We start from the raw sequence: 12317 nt of genomic DNA, 5'->3' as shown, positions 1-12317 counted from the left end.
AGCCTCTTCCTACCACGCCTAATGGGCCTAATACTGAGTATTTTCCAACCACTCTGTGGATACACTAAACTGTAGTATTTTTGCGGTTTCTTCTCCCTAGGGTACCTCCTACTCAAGCCCCTCAAAAACCTCCCCTTAGCCTCATAGAGCCTATCAGCAATGTTCTGAACCACTTGACTATACAATTGCTGATATTCCTCATCCTGCCTCCTCAACTGCAAAGCCAACTCCCTAAGCTCATTCCTGGAAAGCCTAATACCGTAGGTATTGTAGAAGAGGATGTCTACCCACCGTAGGGTGTTGTATATCTCACACGCCAACTGCAACTGGGCCTTCACGGCCCCAACATCACCATAAGCCCTAAACCTAAACCCCACGGTGGGCATTAATTCAATACTTAGCTACTGAAATTTAAACCTACCACCCTATCCCCGCCAAAGGACAAGATTTTCCGTCCGCCTTATCATCTTTTTAAATCCTAATGACTGAATGTTTATAAATCAGTTAATTAACTTAAAGCCTTAATGAATAGGATGAACATGATTATGGTGGTGTATGCCGCAGTGGTGGCATTGCTTATTTTCGTATACTTCACCAGCATTGGTTTCTCAACATTCATAGCGTTTGATAAGGGGTTCTCAACTCAATTAACTTTAACCCTACCCTTAAGTTCCATAATTATAAATGATAACCCTAACGGTGTGATCTTCGTAACAATATCCCTTAATAAATTGTATTACCTATTCTTTGAGGTATCAGTAATATCAGCAGTAGCGGGTTTAATAATACTTGTGGCGACTAGGTTAATTTACAGTAAGGAGGTTAACAATGCATTCAACGGTAGCAGTACTCTATTCAAACTACTCATCCCTAGTTCACTACTGGCCCTGGGCCTACTGCTGGTGATTCCACTACCCATAAGCATATACTTTAATAATGGCTACGTAATAATCGTATCCAACATTGGGATAGCCTTCAGTGGAGTGTTCCTACTGTTATCCGCATTATCCATACTCTCCATAGTTAAAATGTACGGTAAATACGACGAGTTAACGGAACTAGCCGTTGAAATAGAGTTAACTGAGAGTGACACAATGCCCATGGATTACGGTGAGGTAACGGAGGCCTCTTAACCATTACCATTAATCCTAATGATACATAATGCCGATGCGGCATTCTGATTCTGAAGCGAGTAAAGGAGGTTAAGTGCAAATGGTTTAGATGAATCATATGAAGTTACAGTAACCGTACCCACGTAGTAAGGCTTACCAGGGAGGATTACCGTGTCAGTGACCGTGAGACCATCAATTATGTTTATTGAGTTAACTAATTCAACACCCCCATTACCATAGTTATTAACCGTAATGTTAGATGTTAAAACTATGAATCCATTCCGCAGCCTAACCGACCCTAAAGTGGCTAGGATGGGGTTACCCTGGGCTACCGGTATGTTTATTATTAACATGACTGGGTTACCGTAGCCTAATATTTGATTGGCTACATTTACTGATGCCTTAATAGTTACTTCAACGACACCTAAGCCATTGCCATTACTTACCACTGATACATTGCATAGTGATTCAAGGTTTGTACGACCATACTCATAAATATACCCACCTGACGCTAAGTAATTCACAGTATTATTAAGGGTAAGCACTGTATTGTTATATTCCTTAAGCAGTATTGCTAATTTAGTGTAATTGATGTCTAATGAATTATACTTCATACTTAATATCGTATAATTCCTATATAGGGCCTCCGTGTAGTTTAGTAATGCATCAGTCTTATTCTTATAGTTGCTAGTGAGGATGGTTAAAGTCGTATTACATATATTTAATGAACTAGATAGTGAATTAACCTTGTTACTTAATTCAGTTATATTGATATACATATTATTAATTATGTTGGTATAATTGATTATTTTAGCATTAAGAATATTGGTTGCATTAACGCATTCACTGTATTTAGCATTAATATTATTGTACATTTGCATTGATAAATTATATTTAGCAAGGAGTATGTTGTACTGCCTTGTTAGGTTCATGAAGTTGCCTATTAAGGCGCTGAAGTTAGCACTTATTATTGAGTAGTTTAGCATTAACCTAGAGTACGTGAGCTTTAAGGATGTGTAATTCATCCTTAGAATCATGTAGCTGTTCTCAGTGTTTACATACCTCCTACTAATGTTGCCAATGGCTAGTAGGAGCTCAACCACTATTATCAACGCCAATACAGTCACTATTATTAAACGTATGTTTAACCTCATTATGCTGCTTCAAGTCTGAGCATTATTAAGCATTTTTCTAAACTAGTGGGCCCGCCGGGACTTGAACCCGGGATCTCCCGCGGACTGATGATGGGCACCGTCAGGCGGGCATCCTAACCAAGCTAGACTACGGGCCCTTTAAACGCCAAGTCCATTATGGTTTATAAGTTTTTCCATGAATCAACAATACTTTATGGTTACGTTACCTCCAGGTTACCCTACTTTGAGGGATTTTGACTATTATTTTCACTTGGCTTATTATCCGGCTCAGCCTGTGTACTGCCTGCTGGTTGGGTTGATGTGGTTGGTGAAGCTGATGAAGCAGCAGCTGAAGCCGCGACAGGTAGTTGCCTTTGTGGCCTCTGCTGCCCCCTTAGTATTGGCTTCTTACTCTTCCTCTCATCCTCAGACCTAACTTTAATTATCCCTAGGTAGATTGCGCAGTTAACGCAGTACGTCTTAGTAATGTAGTACCTCGGCACTATTGCACCCTGCTTCTCAAGCTCCTTAGCTAAGTCAGCTGGTATTGGTGAGTATGGTACAGTTACCCTAACGGCCTTTGATCTAGGTATCATTTTTCCACAATTATCGCAATACACTATTGACTCCTTACCCTTATCTCCCTTATGTCTCCCCCTGTTTTTCCTCTTCTTAGGCACGAATATCACCATTAAGATCCCAGTATTTAAGTCTTTCCTTAAACTTACCTAGCAATGTTCTGCTGGTTAATTCAATAGGCCTCATTTAACTGAAGTTATTTAAAGCGGTGTCCTTTAATTCACCTCATGAGTAATGTATTTAATGACTTAAAGTACGTTGAGGTTGCTTTCAAGTGCACGCTCTGCGGACTATGCTGCATAAACACTAGGATGGAGCTACTGCCTGAGGATATTGAGAGGATTGAGCAATTGGGTTATCGTCTTGAGGACTTCGCGGAGTTTGATGGGGAGTATGGCGTGTGGAGGCTTAGGAATGTTAATAACCACTGCGTGTTCTTTGATGAGGAAAGTAAGAAGTGTAGGATTTATGAGAATAGGCCAGTGGGCTGTAGGCTTTACCCACTTAACTACGATGATGAATACGGTGTCGTTGTTGATAAGTACTGCCCCCAATGGAGTACTGTACCAGTGAGTGAGGTGAGGAGGCTTAGGCCTGTTGTTGAATTATTCGTTAGGAGGATTACGGAGACCAATGAGTACGTTAGGGTTAAGAGGGCTGGCATTAGGATTCACTTGAGGATCCGCTAATAGCCAATTATCGTTAATGTGCTTCCCCTCTGAAGCTTCACTGGGTTATCAAGCGTTATTGAGACGCGGCCATCCTCAATGTTTATTATTGCCTTAACCTCAGCGCCATTGTAGAAAACCCTAATGGACTTACCCATGAAGCCGCTTAACGTTATCCTACCAACCTCCAATTCACCAACCCTACCTATTAGCTTAACCTCATTCTCACCGTAATCCAGCGTCATAACTGATCCAGGGGCAAGAACAGGTCCCCTAATGGGTGTCTTAATCCTGGGGTTTATTGAAATTGACTTATCCCTCCCAATGTACCTGAATCCAGCTAGGGCATTCGGTATATCCAGTGACACCAGTGGCCTGAAGTAATGCCCATCACACTCAACATGATTCCAATATAATCCATAGTCAACGTACCTCTCATGGACACTACGCAGTACCTCTAAGCCCTCATTAACCAACCCCTCCCATATCATGTGCATTGCAACAGGAATCTCTATGCCAGTCCACGGCGTGTCCATTTGCCCACTGACATTGTAGGGTATGCCCGTACCGTTGAAGTACTTTAAGTCACCGGCAAGCGATGGCCTAGGCTTACCTGGGTATGATGCGTTTATTAAGCCTTCACCCTTCTTGAAGTTATTCCTGTATATTGCCTTCAACATTGACGTGACCTTATCCTTATCCACGGCGTAGTCTAAGCCTAAAAGAACCTTAAGGTACCATTCCCCAGTTAAGCCCGCAGTCATAACAGCATTATCCCTGAGGTTACTCACTGGGTCGAACCACAGGTCAAAGTACTCACCGTTCCATAAGTACTTGGTGAAGTTGGCTAAGGCACTATTAAGAACCTCACTTAACCTACTGACGTAAGCCTCATCCCCAGCCTCACCTGCGGCATTCAACGCGGCCTTTAATGCAGCGACCCATAGGTCTGAGGTGAAGGTTGCAATGCCCAGTAGGCTCATTGCATCGAAAGTGTTAACCGTAGTGTAGAAGTACATTGGCCCACTGAACAGTAGCCTAAGTAACTCCCTCTCCCTCCAATCTCTCCCAAGCTCATTCGCAACCTGTGAGGAGCCTTCGTAGCCGGATGGGGGAGTGTGGTAGGGTAGGTTTAACTTGGCTTCATTATGCTGCCTCAACATTGCCTCAATAACGTCCCTTATGCTTCCCCAGATTTCCCTAAGGAATGATGAATCCCCAGTCCAGTAGTAGTTCAGTAGGCTCATTAGTATGAATTCAGGCATTAAATCATTCCTATCATACCCATCAACACTGCTTTCACTAGCCCTGAACGCGTGAGGCACCCTACCACTTGGGTCAAGCCCAGTCTTCTCGACTATAGCCCTCACAGTGTTCCTGAACTTATCAATATCATGCTGTATAGTGGGGTCCTTGGCTAAAGCCTCCCTGTAGAGCCTCATGTTCTCTGGGAAGGCTAGGGCGAACATTTCATAGAATGGTGACATCCCGGGCTTAAGAATGAAGCTTGAGAATTGGCGACTAACCCTAATAGCCAGGTCAGGGTAAAGCAGCGCAATACCCACAATGCCCCATAACGCAACATCAAGTGTAGTTAACCCACAGCAGCCTGGCCCACCCTCCCAAACCGCGAAGTACCCATCCTTAGTTAACCAGGTTGACTTAGGTAATGTTGTTAATTGGGATATTGCTAAGTCAATTATCCACTCATCGTAGTTCGCATCATAGAGTGAGTTAACGAATTCCTTAACCTCACTGTAAAGCCTATTGAAGTTCCTAACCGAGTAGTCTAAGACCTCCTTAACATTCTTGAATAGGTTCTCGTAGTAGTGGCCGACTAATCTACCACTATTATCAATATGGTTAGGGTAGTACCAGGCAATAATGAGTACTATTGACGCTGACTCACCTGGCTTAAGCCTAACACCCTTGGTGATTGCTGAGTATAAGTCTACTCCGTAAGCCTCATCGTTAACTACGCCACTTAATAATCCATCACCCCTGAAGTCAACCATTAACCGCCTCAACGCATTAATGAACTCGCCCCTATTCCTCTGATTCAACCTAAGCGTCACCGCCGAGTCAAATCCACCCATGAAGACTAGGGCTAATTCACCGTTAAACATACCGTGCGTCCTCGGGATACCTAACCCACTTAGGGATACCCCACTGTAGCCCTCACCCTCAATTAACTTATTAACAACCCCAACCTCCTCACTAATCCTGTGGGGATTCCTCACAACACCCATTAACGATAACTCAACAGTAACCCTACCCCTATTAACTAGGTTGAATTTAAGGAAGGCGGCTGGTATTGCGGAGTCATTAACGTTACCTGGTATTAATGACCCAAAGGCCTCTAGCTCTACGTCAACACCATACTCCTTAAAGGAGGGGTCAGTGAACTTGAGTATAGCCATGGGTGGCTTACCGGTGAACTCCACTTCCCTAACGGGCCTAAACCAAGGCATGTGGTATGGGTGAACTACCGCGCTTGGTCCACAACCCCTGTAGGTTAAATCCTGGTCTGTCTCAACCCAGAAGCCCGCCTTAAGTAACCTAACGACTGGTTCAGAACCCTCGGGGGCAATCCTAATCATGAAGGCTAGGTCTGAGTCGTTAACGTAGAATTCCGGCTCACCATAATTACCCCACCTCCTATTGTTGAATATTAACCATTCCTTAAAGGACCCATCAGGCCAAATCTCAATTGAACCCGTGCCTAAGCCACCTAGCGGTATACCGGAGGAGAACCTTGAGGTGTAAATCCTCATGAGTAGAGGGCAGTGTGGTTATTTTAATGCATTAACTCGAATATTCCCTTACACATTAGAGTGGTGACACATGGTTGCTTAATTGCCCTCAGTGGTTAATGACTCCCTGAGCGAGTGGGGTAGGTTAATTGAATTTAACGGATACCTTGTATTCGCTTAGCTTGTCCTTAGCCTTCTCCCTCATTTCCCTGTGCCTACTTAGGAATGACTTAACCTTGTCGTAGAGCATTAGTTTACATTCACCGCAGAGGAGTCTACCACCCCTACAGTCCTCGTAAATCTTCTTAACTGCTTCATCATTATCATCAAGAAGCATGTGGTACCTGTAGACTGGGCATGAGTCAGGGTTGCCGCCTAACCTACGTTGAAGCTCAACCGTTGGTTGACCACCCGTGAAGGCGTTCATTATCTTCCTCTTAACCTCCCTATCATCATCATTAACGTACAGCGCTGAATCTGGGTTTGATGCACTCATCTTATCCTCGCCCGTTAATCCTGGGAGGAACTTACTGTATAATGTGGCTGGCTTAGGGTAATTGAGGGATTCCGCAACATCCCTTGCAAGCCTGAAGTATGGGTCCTGGTCTATGGCCGTTGGTATCAGTACCGGGGTTTCCTTACCGAATAATTCAGTTGGTAGGAAGGCTACCGCTATTTCAATTGCTGGGAAGAAGGTTGCGCCAATGTTGTTTGAGTCAGTGAAGCCGAACGTGTTTTTAACAGTGGATAAGGTTAGCTTCTTAGCCACCTTAACGGCAATCTTATAGAGGTACTTCACGTCATCAGTATCCACGATTATGTGTAGTTTATCGGGTGTGAAACCAAGCGCTATTAGGCTGAGGGCATTATCGTAGGCTAACCTATTAGTCTCCTCAAGTGTGTAACCTTCCCTAACCAGGAACTTCTCATCATCAGTGAGCTCAAAGAAGTAGTGCACGTTGAACTTGTCAACAAACCACTTAGTCAATATCCAGGGCACTAGGTGACCAACGTGAAGGTCACCGCTTGGGCCTCTACCATTGTATAGGGCCCATGACTCACCCACCTTAACCCTACTCATTATTTCCCTAAACCCCCTATGAGCGTAGAAGAAGCCCCTCCTGATTAAGTAATGAACGTCGTTTCCCGTTAAATCCCTAAGTAGGCTTAAGTCTTCTTCGGTTAGTAATTGAACGCCAAACTCCTTAGCTAACCTTAAGTAATCCACCTTACCCTTAACTTCCCATGGGGTGACGGCGTACTCCTGACCCAGATAAGAATCACCGAAGACGCCCACTATTGGGTGTATAAAAGCATTTCATCCATGCTAATAATAGGGGGAACCGAACCCACGTTAATTAAGCGTTAGGGTTAAGGTTAATAAAGCCCTGGGGATAATGATCCGCTTAAGTTACTGAATTAATGAACTTAAAAACCACGGGTAGTGTTAAATTAAGCATTATAGGCTTAATATTTTTAAACACTTAACGTAAGCGTTAGGCATTATGAATAATGAAGTTGTGATAGTGGGGTACGTGAGAACCCCAATAGGTAAGTTCGGTGGTTCACTTAAGAGTGTTAAATCCCCACACCTGGCTGCTGAGGCTATTAAGGCATTGCTGAGGAGGACTAAGGTTGACCCAAAGATGATTGATGAAGTCATATTCGGTTCAACACTACAGGGTGGAATGGGGCAGAATATTTCCCGCTACGCTGCATTACTGGCTGGTTTACCGAACTCCGTTAGCGCCTATACGGTTAACAGGGTTTGTTCATCAGGCATGCAGGCCATTATTGATGCGTATAGGGAGTTGGTTCTAGGTGACTCATCACTCGTTGTCGCCGGGGGTGTTGACTCAATGAGTACTCAGCCTATAGCCCTACCCAGTGAGTATAGGTGGGGTGTTAAGCACTTTATAGTTAAGACTGTTCAGCCAATAGACCTAATGGTTTACGATGGTTTAGTGGACCCCGTAACAATGATGATGATGGGGCAGGAGGCTGACTTAGTGGCTAAGGAGAATGAGTTAACTAGGGATGAGTTAGATAACTACGCCTACATGAGCCACATGAGGGCTGTTAAGGCTACTGAGGGTAAGCTCTTCAGGGAGATTGAACCAATAGACACAACCATAGAGGGTGAGAGGGTTAGGCTTGAGCATGATGAGGGCATTAGGCCAGACACAAGCCTAGAGAAGCTTAAGGCCCTTAAACCAGCCTTCACCCCCAATGGATTTCACACGGCAGGTAACTCATCGCAGTTAAGCGACGGTGCCGCAGCACTACTGCTCACCACTATGGATAAGGCTAGGGAAATGGGGTTAAGGCCAATAGCCAAGATCCTCGGCTACGCCTGGTACATGATTGAACCCAGGAGGTTCACTGAGGCCCCAATGTACGTTATAGATAAGGTCCTCAGGAAGCTTAACCTAAGCGTTAACTCTATTGACTACTTTGAGGTTAATGAGGCCTTCGCCGTGGTTAACGTCCTGGTTAATAAGAGGCTTGGCATACCGTACGATAAGATGAACATCTTCGGCGGTGCAATAGCCATCGGTCACCCACTAGGCGCCAGTGGGGCTAGGATAGTTACAACACTCTTAACGGGCCTTGAGCACGTTGGTGGGAGAATAGGGGTTGCGGCGTTATGCCATGGTACGGGTGGAGCCACTGCGCTTGTGGTTGAAAGGCTGTGACCCTTAAATTGACTTAAGGACCCTAGCCCAACTGAACTTCTTTGGAACAAGCTCAGTGGGGAGCTCCACTGCAGCGAGCTCTATGTTGACTGTATCCTGGAACCATGGTGTAGCCCTCCCAAGGGCCCTAGGCATGTAATTCCTTATCCTCATACCCCTACTGGCGCTGGCATGAACTATAACAGTGTTGTCGACGTTTAAACCCCTATAGCTGGCGTTATTCTCAAGGTTCCTTAAAACCTGGAGGAACGCATCAGCAACCTTAGCAGGCCACTTGGCTGTGGGCCAACCGTCCCAAGGCACATTATGGTGGGCCTGCTTCTTAGTGAATTCCTTAATTGGTACTGGAGCCTCCAAGTCCTTAACCTTCTCCATATACTCCTCAGCCTGTTTTATTGTTAGGAATTTTACAGCCCTGGCAACCTCAATGGCCTTCTTCCAACTTATCCTAAACTCAAGCCCCCTAGCTTTAGCTATTTGATCAGGACTAATAACCACATTATACTTCCTCCTCACTAATTCAATCACATCCTCATCCCTTATTGACCAATACCTCATTAATGAACCCATGCATCAGAGAATATTTAAGCATTTCTGGAGCTCAACACTGCACATACCACCGTGCCCCCAATGATCGCTTATTCCCCACTCTGGAATGCATAGGGATATTTCAGGGAGGATGCATTAATTAGGCATTTAAGTTTATGTTTAATCCCCTTACCTGGCTGTTGCAGCAACCCTCTCCATTTCATCCCTCCTCCTTAACGCGTAGCTGGCTGGGTCATTGTTAGAGGCGGCTATTATCTCATTGGCTAGGCATTCCTCTATTGGCCTTGGGTTATTGAAGGAGCATGACCTAGCACCCTCCGCTATCCACCTTATAGCTAAGTCAAGCCTCCTCGTTGGGCCAACATCAACTGAAACCGGGTAGGCTATACCACCGTATATGACTCTCGTAATCTCCTCCCTCGGAGCCACGTTTACGATGGCGTCAACGAATACCTGCACTGGATTCTTACCTGTAGCTACGTACACTATGTCGAAGGCTGTCTTAAGTATCTTGTACGCCTTCTGCTTCTTCCCAGCGTTCCTACCGGGCTTCATCAATTGATTCATCATCCTCTCCACTATGGGTATCATGGCTTTACCGAACTTCCTATTCTGGTACTTACCCTCAGTGTGGGGTAGTAGCATTGGCTTAAGGCACATGTACCTCCTTAGGCCTGGATCCCTAATGACCACGTCATTCACGTTCCACTTACCGAAGAGTAAAATGAGGCTACCGTCAAGTGCCTTAATATCCCTTGGACACTCCTCAATTATCTCTATACCAGGCGCCAGCTCCTCTACCCTAGTGGTCTTCGATAACTGCTGAGCCACAGTGGGGTTCATGTGTTGGGTTTTTAAAACTCCCGCAGCCACAAGATTTAATTAAATAACTTAATATCATAAAATAAATTGCGAAATCCATAGATAGGTTTTTAAACAAACCCTTGAAGGAGGCTTGTGAGTAAACTAAAACTACTACTCATATCGGATCTTCACGGCTCTGAGACCGCCTACAGGAAGTTAGCCAACGCTATAAAGTACTATAAGGTTGATGCAGTCATCTTCGCAGGTGACTTAGCGGGTAAGGTCCTAGTGCCCGTGGTTAAGGTTGGTGACTCATACAAGATACCATTAATTAATGAAAGTAAGCTACTTAATGGCAGTGAGGCTGAGGGGAAGATTAAGGAGTTAAGGGGTTCAGGTTACCATGTTAGGATTGTTAATGAGGAGGAGTATGAGAGGATGAGGAGCGATAAGGAGTACTTAGATAAGGTTTTCAACGAAACCCTGGTGAACGACATAGTTGAGTACCTTAGCATTATTGATGAGAGGTATAGGCAGCAGGGAATTAAAATGTACATAATACCCGGTAACGATGACCCTGTTGACGTAATCAACGGTGTGAATAGTAGGCAGTGGAGCAACATAGTGCCCTTCGATGAGAATGTAGTCAACTTGAATAGTCACATACTAGTTGGCCTAGGGTACTCTAACGTAACCCCATGGAACACCCATAGGGAGTTAAGTGAGGGGGAGATGTATGAGAGGTTAAGTAAACTAATGAATAAGCTGGATAAAGGGGAGTACTCAAGGACAATACTGGTCGTCCACGCGCCACCATATGGGACAGTAATAGACCAAGCACCAATGTTGACGAGCGACTTCAAGGTTGTTAGGAGGGGTGGGGAAGCCGTCTTAACCCATGTGGGCAGTGTGAGCGTTAAGAGGATTATTGAGGAGTATAGGCCATTAATGGGCCTACATGGTCACATTCACGAGTCAGGTGGGGTTGATGCAATTAAGGTTGATGGGGTTAAGGTACCTGTCTTTAACGCTGGCAGCGAGTACCAGTTTGGTGTACTTAGAGGCATTATAATAAGCATTGATGGTAATAAGGTTAATTACATTCCAGTTAGGGGTTAGGGCACTACCCCGGCAATTTAACCTACGTAACTTAAGCCACTGTTAAGTTAATTAATAACACGGTTTAACCACCGGTTAATGAACATAGTGCTCACGGTCACTAACTACATAGGCATAATTGCGTTTGCTGTTTCAGGCGCTATGAAGGCTATTAGGAAGGGAATGGACCTACTGGGTGTTATAGTTCTTGGATTCACCACCGCACTGGGTGGTGGCATTATCTCAAACATAATGCTTGGCATTCACCCACCCATCAATTTAACATACTTACCATACCCATTAACCGCAATAACCGCCAGCGCGGCAACCTTCATCTTCTACAGTGTCTTCACCAACGCCAATAAGCCACTCATGTACGCTGACGCCATTGGGCTTGGGGCATTCTCAGCATCAGGGGCTTCACTGGCGTACTCAATATCCCATAACCCACTACTAGTGGTGCTTGTTGGTTCAATAACCGCAGTTGGCGGTGGGGTCATTAGGGATCTTCTGTCTAATGAGATTCCCGTAATATTAACCAGGGAATTCTACGCGTCAGCCGCAATAATTGGTTCACTAGTTTACTTCATGCTAAGGTTCATTGGTGTTAATGATGCATCCTCAGCATTAGCATCAATGATAATTACCATCACCCTCAGGTTCACTGCATTAAAGCTTAAGTGGGAATTACCTAAAAGAACAACTAATGAACAGGTTAATAAGGCAATTTAACACATTCAAGCCTCAATGAGACTAATAAACATGGTCTCTGGCTACTTGAATCAAGCAGGGAATTAAATAAACCAGGTAATTAACCTTGAGCCAGTGAGTTAATTTAATTGAGTTGTTTAGATGGTGGGTGAGGATTATTGGTTTCATTAAAATTTGGGGCGCCAGAGTCGAGGTAATATTAATATTGTTTCTA

Annotated in this window: 12 protein-coding genes and 1 tRNA gene; 5 read left to right on the top strand and 8 right to left on the bottom strand. The window is 44.6% G+C overall.

Annotated features, from left to right (window positions below):
- Nucleotides 1-386: hypothetical protein (locus Q0C29_RS01880; protein WP_367173598.1), on the bottom strand; the 386-nt coding region annotated here is incomplete at its 3' end.
- A gap of 138 nt (nucleotides 387-524) precedes the next feature.
- On the opposite strand from Q0C29_RS01880, the gene Q0C29_RS01875 reads away from it, so the two are divergent.
- Nucleotides 525-1133, top strand: a complete 609-nt coding sequence (locus Q0C29_RS01875) for a hypothetical protein (RefSeq protein WP_291998964.1) — start codon at nucleotides 525-527, stop codon at nucleotides 1131-1133.
- Here the strand turns inward: Q0C29_RS01875 and Q0C29_RS01870 are convergent.
- The 3 genes from Q0C29_RS01870 to Q0C29_RS01860 all read right to left on the bottom strand — a co-directional run bounded on the left by Q0C29_RS01870 (nucleotide 1130) and on the right by Q0C29_RS01860 (nucleotide 2925).
- A complete protein-coding gene (locus tag Q0C29_RS01870; protein WP_291998963.1) occupies nucleotides 1130-2266 on the bottom strand; it encodes a hypothetical protein in 1137 nt (378 codons plus the stop codon). The two genes, Q0C29_RS01875 and Q0C29_RS01870, sit on opposite strands and share 4 nt — an antisense overlap.
- 46 nt (nucleotides 2267-2312) lie before the next feature.
- Nucleotides 2313-2403 (bottom strand) — tRNA-Val (locus tag Q0C29_RS01865).
- Nucleotides 2404-2484: 81 nt separating this feature from the next.
- A complete protein-coding gene (locus Q0C29_RS01860) occupies nucleotides 2485-2925 on the bottom strand; it encodes a 30S ribosomal protein S26e (protein WP_291998962.1) in 441 nt (146 codons plus the stop codon).
- Between the two features lie 126 nt (nucleotides 2926-3051).
- Between Q0C29_RS01860 and Q0C29_RS01855 the strand changes: the two genes are divergently transcribed.
- On the top strand, nucleotides 3052-3513 hold the full coding sequence (locus tag Q0C29_RS01855; protein WP_291998961.1) for a YkgJ family cysteine cluster protein: 462 nt from the start codon (nucleotides 3052-3054) through the stop codon (nucleotides 3511-3513).
- On the opposite strand, the gene Q0C29_RS01850 is transcribed toward Q0C29_RS01855, so the two are convergent.
- Both Q0C29_RS01850 and Q0C29_RS01845 read right to left on the bottom strand, forming a co-directional pair.
- Nucleotides 3510-6266 carry a GH116 family glycosyl hydrolase gene (locus tag Q0C29_RS01850; RefSeq protein ID WP_291998960.1) on the bottom strand — a complete coding sequence of 919 codons (2757 nt, stop codon included), beginning with the start codon at nucleotides 6264-6266 and terminating at the stop codon, nucleotides 3510-3512. The two genes, Q0C29_RS01855 and Q0C29_RS01850, sit on opposite strands and share 4 nt — an antisense overlap.
- 124 nt (nucleotides 6267-6390) lie before the next feature.
- Entirely contained in the window at nucleotides 6391-7518 is a 1128-nt protein-coding gene (locus tag Q0C29_RS01845) for a tryptophan--tRNA ligase (RefSeq protein ID WP_291998966.1), read from the bottom strand.
- A gap of 232 nt (nucleotides 7519-7750) precedes the next feature.
- On the opposite strand from Q0C29_RS01845, the gene Q0C29_RS01840 reads away from it, so the two are divergent.
- Nucleotides 7751-8941: a thiolase family protein gene (locus Q0C29_RS01840; protein WP_291998959.1), complete on the top strand. Its 1191-nt coding sequence runs from the start codon at nucleotides 7751-7753 to the stop codon at nucleotides 8939-8941.
- Between the two features lie 3 nt (nucleotides 8942-8944).
- Here Q0C29_RS01840 and Q0C29_RS01835 read toward each other — a convergent pair whose 3' ends face one another.
- Nucleotides 8945-9499 carry a 50S ribosomal protein L22 gene (locus Q0C29_RS01835; RefSeq protein WP_291998958.1) on the bottom strand — a complete coding sequence of 185 codons (555 nt, stop codon included), beginning with the start codon at nucleotides 9497-9499 and terminating at the stop codon, nucleotides 8945-8947.
- A gap of 159 nt (nucleotides 9500-9658) precedes the next feature.
- Entirely contained in the window at nucleotides 9659-10333 is a 675-nt protein-coding gene (locus tag Q0C29_RS01830) for a 30S ribosomal protein S7 (RefSeq protein WP_291998965.1), read from the bottom strand.
- A 114-nt stretch (nucleotides 10334-10447) separates the two neighbouring features.
- Here Q0C29_RS01830 and Q0C29_RS01825 point away from each other — a divergent pair, with 114 nt between their 5' ends.
- Nucleotides 10448-11413 carry a metallophosphoesterase gene (locus Q0C29_RS01825; RefSeq protein WP_291998957.1) on the top strand — a complete coding sequence of 322 codons (966 nt, stop codon included), beginning with the start codon at nucleotides 10448-10450 and terminating at the stop codon, nucleotides 11411-11413.
- 78 nt (nucleotides 11414-11491) lie between these two features.
- The gene (locus tag Q0C29_RS01820; protein ID WP_291998956.1) at nucleotides 11492-12124 is read left to right on the top strand and encodes a trimeric intracellular cation channel family protein; all 633 of its coding nucleotides are present in this window, start codon (nucleotides 11492-11494) and stop codon (nucleotides 12122-12124) included.
- Nucleotides 12125-12317 lie beyond the last annotated feature (193 nt).

This window comes from Caldivirga sp. (assembly GCF_023256255.1).
Lineage (GTDB): Archaea > Thermoproteota > Thermoprotei > Thermoproteales > Thermocladiaceae > Caldivirga.
Note: the sequence above shows the minus strand (reverse complement) of the source record. Positions and strands in the feature narration are given on the sequence as shown.